Consider the following 13,687-nt stretch of genomic DNA (forward strand, 5'->3'; position numbering starts at 1 on the left):
TTTGTTTCCGGCGTCATTGGGTGTCGCCGTGATCGCCACGCGGCAAATTCGGGCGCAGGCGCGCCAAAGGCCATGCCAGCAACAGCAGCGGCCCCAGCGCCCATGCTAACCCCCATTGAGTCGACAAGCCAAGGCCAAGGCCACCCAGCGCAGGCGCGATCGCCCCGCCGACGGTATAGGCCGCGATGACGATCGATACCGCCAGCGACTGCCCGCGAAACGAGCGGCCTACATGGATCATCGTCAGCGTATAAATCGCGCCGCCCGCGCCGCCCCAGATAATGGCGGCAAGCCAGATCATCGCATCAATGCCCGATCCCAACGGCGCTGCCAGCAGCGACAGTAACAAGGTAGCGCACAATATCTGCATCATCGGCCCGATGCAATATCCGGTCGGCCAATCGCCCGACCGGATATTGCATCACCAAGCTGGCCACGGCGATGACGCCGGTAAGGATGATTGCGCTATCAGTGGCGATAGCGCCAAGCCGTTCAGCTTGAATCGGGGCCAGTACATTCAACCCGACCTCAAAAACACCGCCGATAAAGCCTAGCGCTGCGAGCGGAAGAAAGACGTGCCACGACGCGTTGCCGCCGGGCGTATCATTTGTGGCAAATTGCACCTTTTCAGCCGTTCCGCCTATCAGCACCGGCAGCCATGATGCGACCGCAAGCCCAATCGCGACATAGCCCGCGCTATCGAGCGTCAGCGCGAACAAAGGCACCAAGAACGGGCCGATGGCATAGGCGGCGGCGACAAGCGTTTGATAGAAGCCAGTTACGCGGCCCAGACTGTCTATCGGAGCAGACCATGCGATCATCGCCTCAACCGCGCTCCAGCGATAGGCGGCGCCAATGCCGACCAACCCCGCGCCGAGGCACAGCGACGCATAATCGCGGCTAAGCGCCGACATCACAATTCCCGCGCTCGACAAGAGCAACCCCGCGCCAAACATCCTGCCAAAGCCGAAACGGCGCATAGCCAGTGGCACCAGCGGCAAGTTAACCAGCAAGGCAGCAAACGGGACAGCTGCATAAAGCCCGACATAGCCGGGGGTCACGCGCTGTTCGTTCATGAACAGCGCGATCAAAGGCAACATCATCGCCACTGCGACAACATCGATCAGGGAGGAAAAAGCGAAGCGCCAAACTGTTTGCATCTAATCGACGGCGCTACCTGTCACTTGACAGTGTGTCAACTGACAGGTAGCATTGTGATAATGGAAGTCATGACATGATTACCCGGCGAGCCATGATGGCAAGTGCTGTCGCAGTCGGAGCGATCTCGTCACCGCGAGCTTGGGCGCAGGCGGGCCAATCGATTTCCCGTTCGACAGTTTACGACGTCGCCATCATTGGCGCTGGGGCTGCCGGTATTGCTGCCGCACATGCCTTTGCGGGGACAGGTGCGCGGGTGATCGTGCTGGAGGCACGCGGGCGTCCTGGCGGTCGCATCGTCACCAACAGTCAAGCGCTTGGCATGCCGTTCGACGTCGGAGCGAGTTATATTCACAACGCGCCGATCAATCCGATTATGGCGCTTGCGGCGCAGCAGGGCGTTACTGTCATCCCCAGCGATCGCGAATCGCTGGCGCTGCGAGCCAATAGCCGCGACGAGCCTCGATCAGTCGTCAATCGCTATGTTGCCGCTGACCAGCGGCTAACGCGGCGCGCCGAACGCATCGCGCGATCGGGCATCGACCAACCATTCAGTGCCGTGCCGCGCGACATTTACGAACGCCGATTCGTTGATCTCCATTGTGCCACCGATATCGCTGCCAACGCGGATCGGGTGTCGGTGCTTGATATTGCAAGCGCTGGCGCGACTGATGACCGCTTCCCGATTGGCGGTTTTGGTACGATGATGATGCGCGCTGCAACCGGCCTGCCTGTCAACGGCGGAGCAAAAGTCGGCCATGCGGCGGCGTAAAACCAGGCCACGGTGTTACATGCCGGGGGGAGTGGCGTGAGGGCGTAGCCCGAAGGCCACTCCCCCCGGCATTGGCTTGATTTTCAGGGTCTGGTTTTGGCCTTTCGGGCCCGGCTGTGAGCGAGGCGATAGCTTTCGCCGTTCATCTCGAGGATGCTGACGTGATGGGTCAGACGATCGAGGAGCGCGCCTGTGAGGCGCTCGGATCCGAAGGTTTCGGTCCATTCGTCGAAGGGCAGGTTGCTGGTGATCAAGGTGGAGCCGCGCTCATAGCGCTGGGAGATCAGCTCGAACAACAGTTCGGCACCGGTCTTGGAGAGCGGTACGAAGCCCAGTTCGTCAATGATGAGCAGCTTGTATCCGGCCATCTGCTTCTGGAAGCGCAGGAGACGCCGCTCGTCGCGCGCCTCCATCATCTCGCTGACCAGCGCCGCCGCAGTGGTGAAGCCCACCGACAGTCCTTTCTGGCATGCTGCCAGTCCGAGCCCCAAAGCTACGTGCGTCTTCCCGGTGCCCGATGGCCCCAGAGCGATGGCGTTCTCACGCCGCTCGATCCACTCGCAGCGCGCCATCTCGAGCACCTGCATCTTGTTGAGCCTGGGGATGACGGCGAAGTCGAAGCTATCGAGGCTTTTGACGGCGGGGAAGCGCGCGGCCTTGATGCGCCGCTCGACCATACGACGCTCCCTGTCGATCATCTCCATCTCGACGAGACGGGCGAGGAAGCGGATATGATCGACGCCTTCAGCGGCACATTGCCGGGCGAGCTTGTGATGCTCTCGCAGGCACGTAGGCAGCTTGAGGGCCTTGAGATGGTGAGCGAGAAGAATCTCCGGTGCCTGATCGCTCATGCGGCCTCCTGCCTGTCGCAGAGCAGGCTCAGATAGGCTCTGGCAACGGTCTTCTCGACCGTGGTGCGAGGCAGGAAGGGATAGATGTCCAGGTCCAGTCTGGGCGGTACGCGTTCGACCCGGCACAGGACGAGGTGCTTGACGGCATCGAAGCCGATGGCGCCAAGGGCGATGGCCTGTTCCACCGCCGCCTGGAGATCGGCGAGGGTGAACGTTTCCAGCAGGCGCAGCACCTGCACATATTCGCGCCTGCCATGTTTGTGCATGCGCCCTTCCATCAACCGCTGCAGCGTCCCGAACGCTTCGGGCAAATCCCAGCCCTGCAAAGGGGCGGCCTGGTCGAATGCGTTGATCTTCTGCTCGACCAGCGGGAGATAGTGGAGCGGGGCGAAGATAACCTCCTCGCGGGCATAGCAACGAGGATGACGGGCGATAACTTCGCTGCGGCATCCGATCACCACTTCATCGACATAGGCCCTGATCCAGACCTCCTGATGGCCCCAGACTACCGGAACCGAATAATCGTTGGTCTTGTAGCGCACCAGAGATTGCGAGGAGACCCGCCCGCTCGTCTGATCGCAGGCCTCGAAGGGTGTAGCGGGCAGAGGCTGCATGGCCGCCAGATCGCGCTGCAAGCGCTCACCGATCGTCTCGCTCTCCCCGCGCACCTTGTCCTGCTGGCGCTTGCGGCAACGCCCTGCTGCGCCGCAAGCGCCATAATCGGATTGATCGGCGCGTTGTGAATATAACTCGCTCCGACGTCGAACGGCATGCCAAGCGCTTGACTGTTGGTGACGATGCGACCGCCAGGACGCCCGCGTGCCTCCAGCACGATCACCCGCGCACCTGTCCCCGCAAAGGCATGTGCGGCAGCAATACCGGCAGCCCCAGCGCCAATGATGGCGACGTCGTAAACTGTCGAACGGGAAATCGATTGGCCCGCCTGCGCCCAAGCTCGCGGTGACGAGATCGCTCCGACTGCGACAGCACTTGCCATCATGGCTCGCCGGGTAATCATGTCATGACTTCCATTATCACAATGCTACCTGTCAGTTGACACACTGTCAAGTGACAGGTAGCGCCGTCGATTAGATGCAAACAGTTTGGCGCTTCGCTTTTTCCTCCCTGATCGATGTTGTCGCAGTGGCGATGATGTTGCCTTTGATCGCGCTGTTCATGAACGAACAGCGCGTGACCCCCGGCTATGTCGGGCTTTATGCAGCTGTCCCGTTTGCTGCCTTGCTGGTTAACTTGCCGCTGGTGCCACTGGCTATGCGCCGTTTCGGCTTTGGCAGGATGTTTGGCGCGGGGTTGCTCTTGTCGAGCGCGGGAATTGTGATGTCGGCGCTTAGCCGCGATTATGCGTCGCTGTGCCTCGGCGCGGGGTTGGTCGGCATTGGCGCCGCCTATCGCTGGAGCGCGGTTGAGGCGATGATCGCATGGTCTGCTCCGATAGACAGTCTGGGCCGCGTAACTGGCTTCTATCAAACGCTTGTCGCCGCCGCCTATGCCATCGGCCCGTTCTTGGTGCCTTTGTTCGCGCTGACGCTCGATAGCGCGGGCTATGTCGCGATTGGGCTTGCGGTCGCATCATGGCTGCCGGTGCTGATAGGCGGAACGGCTGAAAAGGTGCAATTTGCCACAAATGATACGCCCGGCGGCAACGCGTCGTGGCACGTCTTTCTTCCGCTCGCAGCGCTAGGCTTTATCGGCGGTGTTTTTGAGGTCGGGTTGAATGTACTGGCCCCGATTCAAGCTGAACGGCTTGGCGCTATCGCCACTGATAGCGCAATCATCCTTACCGGCGTCATCGCCGTGGCCAGCTTGGTGATGCAATATCCGGTCGGGCGATTGGCCGACCGGATATTGCATCGGGCCGATGATGCAGATATTGTGCGCTACCTTGTTACTGTCGCTGCTGGCAGCGCCGTTGGGATCGGGCATTGATGCGATGATCTGGCTTGCCGCCATTATCTGGGGCGGCGCGGGCGGCGCGATTTATACGCTGACGATGATCCATGTAGGCCGCTCGTTTCGCGGGCAGTCGCTGGCGGTATCGATCGTCATCGCGGCCTATACCGTCGGCGGGGCGATCGCGCCTGCGCTGGGTGGCCTTGGCCTTGGCTTGTCGACTCAATGGGGGTTAGCATGGGCGCTGGGGCCGCTGCTGTTGCTGGCATGGCCTTTGGCGCGCCTGCGCCCGAATTTGCCGCGTGGCGATCACGGCGACACCCAATGACGCCGGAAACAAAATAATGTCGTTATTCCAGTCGATTATGAAGCTGACCCGCCGCAGCGATCCGACAACCACGCTGCTGGCGCTTGACCCCGCCAATGCTGAAGAACGGCCCGCGGTTCTTGCGGCGCGCGCCGCGTGGCTGCTCTACGCGCTCGCCCCGCTCATCACCTATATAACCCCGGTTTATCTTGCGCTGCTGGCACAGCGGGTGCCGCTGACCGAGCGCGAAATCGGTCTGCTCGCTGGTGCAGAGTCACTGGGCGGTGTGATCGCCGCGCTCACCGCGCGCTGGTGGATAACCCGCTTCAACTGGCGGGCAGCCGCGCTGGCGGCGTTGCTGGTGATGATCGCCGGGATCGTGGCGACGGCGTTTACCCTCTCACCTGACGTCTTGCTTATCATCCGCGCGACAGCCAGCATATTCGGCGGCGGTCCGTTGATCGTCATTGCGATCGTTGTGCTGTCCGAAAGCGCCGCACCTGATCGCAATTTTGCTTATGCTTTTACGGCACAGTTGGTGATCGGTTTGGTGGTGCTGTTGCTGTTACCGGTCGCTGGCGATGCGCTTGGCTGGACCGGCGTTATCATATTGCTCGCAGGATGCTTCGTCACAGCGCTGCCGTTAGTGGGCTTGCTGCCAAAGAGGTCAGCAAACCCGGCGGCGTTGGTGGTACCGGCTGCCAGTCTCACCCGGCCAAGCTGGTTGCTGTTGCTGTCCATTGCGCTGCTCTCGGCATCCACGCAGGCATCATGGGCTTTTTCCGAAGTGCTCGGCAGCGATGTCGGCATGTCATTGTCGGGAATGAGCCAGTTGCTGGTGGGATCGACTGTGCTTGCAGTGATCGGCAGCCTCGCGGCTGCACCGATTGGCCAACGGATCGGGCGTCTACCCGCCTTTATCGGCGGAACGGCGATCATCCTGCTGTGCGTGTCCCCGCTCTACCTTGTGCTTGGCCCAACGACTTACGTCAGCTATTATCTGATCGGGGCCTGCGCTAGTGCCTTTATCGCGCCATTTCAATTGGGCGCGCTAGCCGGACAAAAAGATGCTTCGGCGGCGGCATCGCTCATGCCTGCGGTACAGGCGGCGGGCATGATGGCGGGGCCAGCGGCGGTTGGCCTGACGGCCGATATATCGCACGGGCCGCTGTGGTCAGTGAGCATCGCCGTCGCGTTTCTGTTGCTTGCAGCCCCGGCATTCGCCGCTGCTGCATGGTCACGCAACCTTAACGGGGTACCTCCACCGCAATCCTGAATGCCAAGGACTTGACCATATCCTCAATGCCGGCAAGGTCAGCGTCGGTCGGCCTGCCTTCCCCCACCACCGATCCAATCCCGTCGATCATGCTGCTGAGCGCCGCTGCCAAGCGAAGGGCTTCCCGTTCGGAGAGCGCGCTATTGACCCGGCGGATCAGCAGCGCAAACAACGAGCGATAGAGCGTCATAAACTGCGTCAGTGCGGCGCTGACGTCGGCGTCGAGATCGGCAAGGGACCAGACATAATTCCAGAATGCGCGGCCGCGCAGCGCGAGCGACTCAACCATCAGAAAATCCAGATAATCGCGCATGGCTGCTGCTGGATCAGCCGACTGACCCGTCAGTTTGGTAATCAGGCGGTCATGATAATCATCGATCCAATATTCGATCATTGCGCGCACCAGTGCCGCGCGGGTCGGAAAATAATATTGTACCGAAGCCAGCTTCAGGCCCGAACGTTCCGCCACCTTGTGCGCCGAAAAATTTTCTGCGCCCACTTCTTCGACCAGCGCCACAGCGGCATCCAAGATTTCACACGCTGTAGCGGTATGCGCCGGGCGCGGTCCGCGAATGCCAGATATCGCCTCTTGCAGGCTAACGCCCCCGTCAATCGTAATATGAGAATTGGCATTTTGCATAAGCGACGCTCTGGAATTGACAGCCTGTCAGCTGACAGGTAAAGTGTACTTATCTGAGGTAGAACACAGGACGCCATCATGCAACAGATCCATCCCCTCTCCCCGCTGCTGCGTGAGGCCACCCCGTCGCTGCCGCCGTCGCGCTATATCGATGGGAACGTTTATGCCGATGAATTGCACAATATATGGAAAAAAGGCTGGAATTATGTCGGGCCGCTGTCGGATATAGCCCCTGGCACGATGCGCCGGGTGGATGTGGCAGGCACCAATATCCTGCTGGTTCGAGCCAAAGACGGCGATGTCCGCGCCTATCACAATGTCTGTCCGCATCGCGGATCCGAACTGTGCACCGCCGACGAACAACCTTTGCGCGGCGGACGGATATTATGTCCCTATCATGCGTGGAGCTTTAACGCCGACGGCACACTGGCAAGTACCGCTGCGGCCAGTCACGCGCCCGATTTCGACAAAGCGGATCATGGTCTGCGCAGCGTTGGTCTGATCGACTGGAATGGGCTGCTGTTTGTCCGCCCGGTGGAAAGCAGCGATGATTTTGGCGCAGACAATGCCTTTGGCCTGCATGACCTTGATAACTGGCCAATGCGCGAGCTGGTAACCGCAAGCCGCGAAACCCATCTGGTTGAATGCAACTGGAAAATTCTGTGGGAAAATTTCAACGAATGCCTGCATTGTCCGGGTGTTCATCCATCGCTATGCGACCTCATTCCAATCCATAGAAAAGGGCTGCTCGCTTATTCTGATGCGCCCGATTGGACCCCCGACAGCATGGAACCCGAACATGGCTTGCGTGATGGCGCACGCAGCTGGACGTTAAGCGGAGCGGCCGCCACCGCCGAATTTCCTGGATTGACAGAGGACCAGCGCAACGCTGGCCAGGTCTATTGTGTGATCTGGCCAACATTGTTCATCGTCGCGCATGTCGATTATATCAGCATCGTGTCCTATCGCCCCAAGGGGCCGGAACAGACCGAAGTCACCGGCGAGGTGCTGGTGGCGCCAGCGGCTTTGGCCGACCCCAATTTCGATCTGCACCAGATTGTTGCGTTCAATCAACAGGTGCAAAATGAAGATGAAGAAGTGTGCGAATTGAACCAGCGCGGTCTGCGCACCAGTCCGTTTAAGGCTGGCGTCCTGATGCCAGAAGAATATAATGTGAAAACGTTTCACGATTGGATCGCGCGGCAAATGGCCGGGGCGGATGCCGCATGACCGTTGACGAGCTGATCGGGCAAATGGCCGAAAACCGCGCGTGGATTGCGGGAGCGCGGGTGGCTATTGATTTTGGCGATGATGGCGCAGTCTTGCTTGACGGTAAGGCCAAGAAGGTCGTTCTGAAGAACGACTACGTCCGCCAGTTCATCGATGTATACCACGTCTGAGGTGCCGCCATGACACACAAGGTTGCACTGAACTTCGAAGACGGCGTCACTCGTTTCATCGATGCTAATGCTGGCGAGACTATTGCTGATGCTGCCTACCGCCAAGGCATCAATTTACCCATGGTCTGCCGAAACGGTGCATGCGGCGCCTGCAAATGCTTCGCCGAGAGCGGCCGCTACGACCTCGGCGAGGAATACATCGAGGATGCGTTGAGCGAAGCCGAAGCCGAGCAGGGCTACGTGCTGACCTGCCAGATGCGCGCCGAAAGCGACTGCGTGATTCGCGTTCCGGCCGCATCGGACGTCTGTAAGACCCAGCAGGCCAGCTATCAGGCAGCGATCAGCAACGTGCGTCAGCTGTCCGAGAGCACCATCGCGCTGTCTATCAAAAGCGCATCGCTGAACCAGTTGGCGTTTCTGCCGGGCCAGTACGTCAATCTGCAAGTGCCGGGCAGCGACCAGACCCGCGCCTATTCCTTCAGCTCGCTGCAAAAGGATGGCGAGGTCGGCTTCCTGATCCGCAACGTGCCGGGCGGGCTGATGAGCAGCTTCCTGACCAGCCTCGCCAAGGTCGGCGATAGCGTCAGTCTGGCTGGACCGCTGGGCGCGTTCTATCTGCGCGAGATCAAGCGGCCGCTGCTGTTGCTGGCGGGTGGTACCGGCCTAGCGCCGTTCACCGCGATGCTGGAGAAGATCGCCGAGCAGGGCAGCGAGCACCCGCTCCATCTGATCTACGGCGTCACCCATGACCACGACCTGGTCGAAATGGACAAGCTAGAGGCATTCGCCGCGCGCATTCCCAACTTCAGCTACAGCGCCTGCGTCGCCAGCCCGGACAGCGCCTATCCGCAAAAGGGCTATGTGACCCAGTACATCGAGCCCAAACACCTCAACGGCGGTGAGGTAGATGTCTACCTTTGCGGTCCGCCACCAATGGTCGAGGCGGTCAGTCAGTACATTCGCGCACAGGGCATCCAGCCGGCCAATTTCTATTATGAGAAGTTCGCCGCCAGCGCCTAGAGGCTCCTTTGGTCCGCTTACTTGGTGAGCGGGCCTGTTTTATTCGTGCAGTAGCAGGCCGTTGAAAAACTCGGCTTCAACTGCCCCAACCCGTCCGGTTTGGCGCTTTTTCAAGCGCTTTGGCCTAACGGAGTCCACACAAGGCCTGACTTCAGGCCTTTTTGACAGGTTTCAGCACCACGTTCACGCCTTTCGGCGTTTTTTGGGCGTAACTCGCCCTATACATGCGATCCTCGCCACCAACCCGACAGGCTACCCAGTCGGATCAGGTTGTAGACCGAGAAACCCAGCAATAACTGAGCACTCAGCTTGGCGCGACCGATCAGCTTGGTCTTGCGCAGGCCGCCAACCGTCTTCAGCCAGCCAAAACCTTCTTCGATCCGCTTGCGGATCTTCTGGCTGGCGGCATACCCCGGATGCCGCGTGGTGCGCCCATCGATGGCGCTGCCCTTGCGCTTCTGCGCCACATGCGGTGTCACTTTCAGCTCGCGCGCCCTCTGCACGAAACGCTTCTGGTCGTAATTCTTGTCTGCACCTACCGTGCTGCCCGGCTTGGCCGTGCGCTCCAGCATCTCCAGCGCCGCCTCTACCTCGGCACGTCCATTGAACTCGGTGCATTCCACATCCACGATCAGACCGTTGCGGTGCTCCATCATCGTGTGGGCCATGTGCGCCAGACGACTGGCATCGCCATTGCTCTTGCGCGCCAGCCGGGCCTCGGGATCGCTGGTCGATTGGTGGGTCGCGTTGCTGCGCTTCTCGCCCTTGAAGTCGGCATCGGGGTTGCGCGTGCCATCCTCCGGTGGGTCGCCGCCATCCTTCTTGATAAAGGACTTGTGCGAGGCCCAGGCGTCGATCAGCGTGCCATCGACGCTGAAATGCTCGTTGCTGGCGTACTCGGACCATGCGGCCAGCGACTTGATGCGCTGGAAGAACAGCCGCGCTACATCCTGGTTGAACAAGCGGTCACGGTTCTGGCTGAAGGTCGAGTGATCCCACATGCGCTCGTCCATCGACAAGCCGACGAACCAGCGAAACAGCAGGTTGAAATCAATCTGCTCGACCAACTGCCGCTCGGAGCGAATGGTGTAAATCACCTGCAGCAACGAGGCGCGCAGCAGCCGCTCCGGCGCAATCGAGGCCCGTCCCAGGGTGGAGTACAGCCCGTCGAAGTCCCGATCCATCGAAGCCAGAACGGTATCGACCAGGCCTCGCAGGGGACGCAGCGGGTGATCGTTCGGGATGCGCTGCTCCAGCGTCGTATAACTGAACAGCTCGTTTTGTTTGAGGTCGAGTCCACGCATCGGCTTGGGCTGGCTTCGGCAGAAGAGGATGGCCGCCATTTTGCCAGAGCCACGCGGGCTCTGGCTTTTTTCAACGGCCTGCTAGATAGCCGCGGTCGTTTAGCTCGTCGGCCAGGCCCTTGGATACGATCCTACCGACCACAACAGAACCATCCTTGCCCGGCTCGAAGACCGCCAGCTCGCGCTGCAGGCTACCCATGGCCCGTTGCATCGTACGCACGATATCGCCGCGCTCGCCCATGGCGCGCAGGGTCGCCTCGACGTCGTCATGCAGGAGCCAATGCCCAGGTCGAACTTCATGGGCCAGTTCAAGCTTCTGCAGATGCTGCAAGCGGCCGATCAGCAGTTGCCGACGTGGATGGTTTGCAAGTGTTTTCAGGCTCAGGCCGCCGGCCAGGCGTTCGCGCAGCAGGTTGCGATCCAGGCTGGTGAAACGCTCCTGCTGCACCTCGCGCTGTAGGCTCTGCTGGATCTCCAGCTCGGTGCGCGGCCCCAGCCATTCGGTGGCCAGCTCAGAAGCACGGTTGCGCATGCCCTCGGCGATGTAGTCGCGGGCGATCACCAGGTCCTTGCCGGTGTCGTCCTTGCCGCGCAGGACGATATGGGTGTGCGGGTTGTCGGTGTTCCAGTGGTCGACCGCCACCCAGTCGAGGCGGGTGCCGAGGTCGGCCTCCATCCGGCTCATCAGGTGGCGGGTGTAGGTGCGTAGGTCGTCGAGTTGCTCAGCGTCCTCGGGCGAGACGATAAAGCGAAACTGGTGGCGGTCATCCCAGCAACGTTCCTCGAACGCATTGAGGTCGGCCTGGTCGGTCAATGATCCATAGGCCTGACCCGGATCGCCCTCGCGACTGACTCCGTCGCGCTCAATGTAGCGAAGGTGGCTGAGCGTCGAGCGCTTGCCAGCCTGGCGCAGGTTTACCAAGCGTGTCTTGATGGTGACGCGACGGGCGTTGGACGGCAGTTGCTGCGCGCTGAAACGAGCGGCGACATGCCCGCGGCCGAGGCGGGCGCCGGGCTGGTGGCCCGCCTTGCGCGGATTTCCGGTGCCGGCCTTGTTGGCCTGGCGCAGCACCTGATTGACGAAGGGTTGACCGCGTTGCTGCGGCTTGCCCGGCTGCGGGCGAAAACGCAATTCGTCGTCCTGACGACTCCCTTTGCTCATGTTTGGACTCCTCCAAGTTGATCGCAGTACGGCGTGTCAGGCACGCTTCCCGGCCAGTGAAACTGTAGGGCGAGCACTATTTCGGCACCTGGCGACACCGGCGCTGTGTCGCCGCCAACCCCCGTGCAGACTGCTTTCCAGGCCAACGAAGTGCCGCCCCCTTTTATCTTGCCCTCCGCTTTTTCCGTGCCTTTGCGCTGCTGAGCTGGGTAATCAGGGGAGGCAGAATGGCGACTTCCAAAGCCCCTGGTCGGCAGGCGAGGGCCGAAGTATCTGCAGCCTGGCGGCCCGCGACTGTGCGCACCGAGCGCGTGCGTTCCGCAGGCGGATCGACACGGAGAAGGCCTGTTCATCGACGCGACTCCAGCCACAAGGGCCGCGCCCGCCCGATCACCGCGTCGACAGAGATTGGGCCGAAGTAGCGGCTGTCGAACGACGCCGGGTTGCTGCTGCTGAGCAGGAACAGCTCATTGCCAACCAGACGCCGACACGCCTGCCAGCTTGGCAGCGCGCGACCCTGTCGATCCCATCTCGAGCGCTTGGCCACAAGGACGCCATCGATGCGCACCTGGCGGCCTTGCACGCATACCTGCTGCGGCGCCATCGCCGCCACGGTCTTCAGTAACGGCACGTTCGCCGGCAGGTAGCCGCGCCGCGCCGCCAGCGACCTCACCTCCGGCGGCAGGCGAACCAGCACCAGGTCGCCAGGCGCCAACGAGTTGGCCGGCGAAATGCGGTACCAACCGACGGGCACGCTGTCGGACGCGTTGTAGACCAGCCGCGGTGGCGACGTCGCAATCGTTGCCCAACCCAGGGCAAATAAGCCGACGGCGAGTAGCGCCAGTGGCCACCGCGCGCCGCGAGTACCCGGCGTCATGCAGTGGCCTCCGGAAACTGCCGCTCCAGCACCTCGCGCAGCATCTCCGTCATGGTCACGCCGCGGTTGAAGGCCGCCAGCTTGATGCGCGTGCGCAGTGCCGGCGTCACGTCCAGCGTCAGCCGGGCGCTGTAGCGCTCGGCCTTGCCGCTGTCGACGGCGGCGCCCTGGCGTATCCAGGCTTCGGCGTTCGGATCGGTCAGCGGGCGTGCGCCGATACCGATGCGCTTGCTGCTCATGGCGACCACCTCAGTAGCTCGTCGACCAGACTGCTGACCTCGCGCGCGGCGGCGCTGTCCGGCGCCAGTTCGCGTGCCAAGCGACCTGCTGCCACGCTCTCGGCGAAGACGATGCGCTGGCGTACCTCGGCCTGCAGTGCCGGTAGCGGTTGGTCGGCCAAGGCGCCGCGCGCTTCACGGCCGATCACCGTGGTGCTGACGCGGCGGTTGATGGCGAACGCTGCGCGCAGTGTGGGCCTGAACACCTGCGCTTCGCGGATCAGGTTGACCATCTCCGCGCTGGCCCACAGGTCGTAGGGGCTGGGCTGCACCGGGATCAACACGCGATCGGCCGCCAGCAACGCCGAGCGGGCGAGGGCGGCGATGCGCGGCGGCCCGTCGATGATGATGTGATCGGCACGACGAGCCAGCTCCGGGGCTTCCTGGTGCAGTGTCTCGCGCGACAGGCCGACAGCACTGAACAATCTCGGCAAACCTTGCTGGCTGCGCCGTTGTGTCCAATCCAACGCCGAGCCTTGCGGATCGGCATCGAGCAGGATGACGTTCTTTCCACGCAGGGCCAGTTCACCGGCGATATGGGTGGCGAGGGTGGTTTTGCCCACCCCGCCTTTCTGGTTGAGCAGGGCGACGATCATGGCCGGATCTCCCCGGCCAAACTGCCCCGATCAGCACCTGTCCACAATCCGGCGCTGCCCCAATAACAAGTTAGAGCTTTTAAGTTAGTTAAGTTAAGGGAGGCTGTCGGCCCCGCCAGCCTTGGCCTGCAGAGG

General features: G+C 61.6%; 15 protein-coding genes and 3 pseudogenes. 7 read left to right on the plus strand and 11 right to left on the minus strand.

Translation table 11 applies throughout. The annotated features are described in order from the left end of the window. Positions 1 to 13: 13 nt before the first annotated feature. Together AC3IYG_RS22955 and AC3IYG_RS22960 are read right to left on the minus strand one after the other, a co-directional pair. The gene (locus AC3IYG_RS22955) at positions 14 to 349 is read right to left on the minus strand and encodes a hypothetical protein (protein ID WP_489332286.1); all 336 of its coding nucleotides are present in this window, start codon (positions 347 to 349) and stop codon (positions 14 to 16) included. Next, complete coding sequence (locus AC3IYG_RS22960) at positions 306 to 1,160, minus strand: MFS transporter (RefSeq protein WP_489332288.1); 855 nt, start codon at positions 1,158 to 1,160, stop codon at positions 306 to 308. Before AC3IYG_RS22960 ends, AC3IYG_RS22955 begins: the two co-directional genes overlap by 44 nt. 74 nt (positions 1,161 to 1,234) lie before the next feature. On the opposite strand from AC3IYG_RS22960, the gene AC3IYG_RS22965 reads away from it, so the two are divergent. After that, the gene (locus AC3IYG_RS22965; protein ID WP_489332290.1) at positions 1,235 to 1,930 is read left to right on the plus strand and encodes an NAD(P)-binding protein; all 696 of its coding nucleotides are present in this window, start codon (positions 1,235 to 1,237) and stop codon (positions 1,928 to 1,930) included. An 83-nt stretch (positions 1,931 to 2,013) separates the two neighbouring features. Here AC3IYG_RS22965 and istB read toward each other — a convergent pair whose 3' ends face one another. From istB to AC3IYG_RS22980, 3 genes and pseudogenes are all read right to left on the minus strand, one after another. Beyond that, on the minus strand, positions 2,014 to 2,781 hold the full coding sequence (gene istB / locus AC3IYG_RS22970; RefSeq protein WP_007011060.1) for an IS21-like element ISSsp5 family helper ATPase IstB: 768 nt from the start codon (positions 2,779 to 2,781) through the stop codon (positions 2,014 to 2,016). Continuing rightward, positions 2,778 to 3,476: pseudogene (gene istA, locus AC3IYG_RS22975) on the minus strand (IS21-like element ISSsp5 family transposase); the annotation flags it as partial. The gene istB and the pseudogene istA, both read right to left, overlap by 4 nt. Before the next feature lie 32 nt (positions 3,477 to 3,508). Then, positions 3,509 to 3,799 (minus strand): annotated as a pseudogene (locus AC3IYG_RS22980) (FAD-dependent oxidoreductase); the annotation flags it as partial. Positions 3,800 to 3,873: 74 nt separating this feature from the next. On the opposite strand from AC3IYG_RS22980, the gene AC3IYG_RS22985 reads away from it, so the two are divergent. The 3 genes from AC3IYG_RS22985 to AC3IYG_RS22995 are packed head-to-tail and all read left to right on the plus strand — an operon-like array spanning position 3,874 to position 6,275. Further along, positions 3,874 to 4,728, plus strand: coding sequence for an MFS transporter (locus AC3IYG_RS22985; RefSeq protein ID WP_489332288.1), 855 nt, complete (start codon positions 3,874 to 3,876; stop codon positions 4,726 to 4,728). Then, positions 4,685 to 5,020 carry a hypothetical protein gene (locus AC3IYG_RS22990; protein WP_489332286.1) on the plus strand — a complete coding sequence of 112 codons (336 nt, stop codon included), beginning with the start codon at positions 4,685 to 4,687 and terminating at the stop codon, positions 5,018 to 5,020. The genes AC3IYG_RS22985 and AC3IYG_RS22990 overlap by 44 nt, the downstream gene beginning before the upstream one ends. 16 nt (positions 5,021 to 5,036) lie before the next feature. Continuing rightward, positions 5,037 to 6,275 (plus strand): MFS transporter, encoded by a 1,239-nt coding sequence (locus AC3IYG_RS22995; protein ID WP_489332285.1) that lies wholly within the window; start codon positions 5,037 to 5,039, stop codon positions 6,273 to 6,275. Here the strand turns inward: AC3IYG_RS22995 and AC3IYG_RS23000 are convergent. After that, on the minus strand, positions 6,247 to 6,915 hold the full coding sequence (locus AC3IYG_RS23000) for a TetR/AcrR family transcriptional regulator (protein ID WP_083236627.1): 669 nt from the start codon (positions 6,913 to 6,915) through the stop codon (positions 6,247 to 6,249). The genes AC3IYG_RS22995 and AC3IYG_RS23000 overlap by 29 nt on opposite strands. A gap of 78 nt (positions 6,916 to 6,993) precedes the next feature. Here AC3IYG_RS23000 and AC3IYG_RS23005 point away from each other — a divergent pair, with 78 nt between their 5' ends. Genes AC3IYG_RS23005 through benC form a run of 3 tightly spaced genes read left to right on the plus strand, consistent with a single transcriptional unit; the run spans position 6,994 to position 9,335 of the window. Continuing rightward, positions 6,994 to 8,145 carry an aromatic ring-hydroxylating oxygenase subunit alpha gene (locus AC3IYG_RS23005; protein ID WP_489332283.1) on the plus strand — a complete coding sequence of 384 codons (1,152 nt, stop codon included), beginning with the start codon at positions 6,994 to 6,996 and terminating at the stop codon, positions 8,143 to 8,145. Next, positions 8,142 to 8,315 (plus strand): hypothetical protein, encoded by a 174-nt coding sequence (locus AC3IYG_RS23010; RefSeq protein ID WP_489332293.1) that lies wholly within the window; start codon positions 8,142 to 8,144, stop codon positions 8,313 to 8,315. The genes AC3IYG_RS23005 and AC3IYG_RS23010 overlap by 4 nt, the downstream gene beginning before the upstream one ends. A gap of 9 nt (positions 8,316 to 8,324) precedes the next feature. After that, positions 8,325 to 9,335: a benzoate 1,2-dioxygenase electron transfer component BenC gene (benC, locus tag AC3IYG_RS23015; RefSeq protein ID WP_037018498.1), complete on the plus strand. Its 1,011-nt coding sequence runs from the start codon at positions 8,325 to 8,327 to the stop codon at positions 9,333 to 9,335. Between the two features lie 218 nt (positions 9,336 to 9,553). Here benC and AC3IYG_RS23020 read toward each other — a convergent pair whose 3' ends face one another. From AC3IYG_RS23020 to parA, 5 genes and pseudogenes are all read right to left on the minus strand, one after another. Beyond that, positions 9,554 to 10,639 (minus strand): IS5-like element ISPst12 family transposase, encoded by a 1,086-nt coding sequence (locus AC3IYG_RS23020; RefSeq protein ID WP_011913346.1) that lies wholly within the window; start codon positions 10,637 to 10,639, stop codon positions 9,554 to 9,556. Positions 10,640 to 10,721: 82 nt separating this feature from the next. Next, positions 10,722 to 11,801, minus strand: a pseudogene (locus AC3IYG_RS23025) (DUF3363 domain-containing protein); the annotation flags it as partial. Between the two features lie 349 nt (positions 11,802 to 12,150). Beyond that, on the minus strand, positions 12,151 to 12,678 hold the full coding sequence (locus AC3IYG_RS23030; RefSeq protein ID WP_092320692.1) for a S26 family signal peptidase: 528 nt from the start codon (positions 12,676 to 12,678) through the stop codon (positions 12,151 to 12,153). Next, positions 12,675 to 12,917: a hypothetical protein gene (locus tag AC3IYG_RS23035; protein ID WP_092320693.1), complete on the minus strand. Its 243-nt coding sequence runs from the start codon at positions 12,915 to 12,917 to the stop codon at positions 12,675 to 12,677. The genes AC3IYG_RS23030 and AC3IYG_RS23035 overlap by 4 nt, the downstream gene beginning before the upstream one ends. Beyond that, entirely contained in the window at positions 12,914 to 13,552 is a 639-nt protein-coding gene (gene parA, locus AC3IYG_RS23040; protein ID WP_489332295.1) for a ParA family partition ATPase, read from the minus strand. Before parA ends, AC3IYG_RS23035 begins: the two co-directional genes overlap by 4 nt. Positions 13,553 to 13,687 lie beyond the last annotated feature (135 nt).

This window comes from Pseudomonas sp. KH_027, from assembly GCF_057838565.1.

Coding starts and splice junctions, on each gene's coding strand:
- AC3IYG_RS23035 (WP_092320693.1), bottom strand. CDS start 12,917: ATGAGCAGCAAGCGCATCGGTATCGGCGCACGCCCGCTGACCGATCCG.
- parA (WP_489332295.1), bottom strand. CDS start 13,552: ATGATCGTCGCCCTGCTCAACCAGAAAGGCGGGGTGGGCAAAACCACC.
- AC3IYG_RS23005 (WP_489332283.1), top strand. CDS start 6,994: ATGCAACAGATCCATCCCCTCTCCCCGCTGCTGCGTGAGGCCACCCCG.
- istB (WP_007011060.1), bottom strand. CDS start 2,781: ATGAGCGATCAGGCACCGGAGATTCTTCTCGCTCACCATCTCAAGGCC.
- AC3IYG_RS23010 (WP_489332293.1), top strand. CDS start 8,142: ATGACCGTTGACGAGCTGATCGGGCAAATGGCCGAAAACCGCGCGTGG.
- AC3IYG_RS22985 (WP_489332288.1), top strand. CDS start 3,874: ATGCAAACAGTTTGGCGCTTCGCTTTTTCCTCCCTGATCGATGTTGTC.
- benC (WP_037018498.1), top strand. CDS start 8,325: ATGACACACAAGGTTGCACTGAACTTCGAAGACGGCGTCACTCGTTTC.
- AC3IYG_RS23030 (WP_092320692.1), bottom strand. CDS start 12,678: ATGACGCCGGGTACTCGCGGCGCGCGGTGGCCACTGGCGCTACTCGCC.
- AC3IYG_RS23020 (WP_011913346.1), bottom strand. CDS start 10,639: ATGCGTGGACTCGACCTCAAACAAAACGAGCTGTTCAGTTATACGACG.
- AC3IYG_RS22960 (WP_489332288.1), bottom strand. CDS start 1,160: ATGCAAACAGTTTGGCGCTTCGCTTTTTCCTCCCTGATCGATGTTGTC.
- AC3IYG_RS22995 (WP_489332285.1), top strand. CDS start 5,037: ATGTCGTTATTCCAGTCGATTATGAAGCTGACCCGCCGCAGCGATCCG.
- AC3IYG_RS23000 (WP_083236627.1), bottom strand. CDS start 6,915: ATGCAAAATGCCAATTCTCATATTACGATTGACGGGGGCGTTAGCCTG.
- AC3IYG_RS22965 (WP_489332290.1), top strand. CDS start 1,235: ATGATTACCCGGCGAGCCATGATGGCAAGTGCTGTCGCAGTCGGAGCG.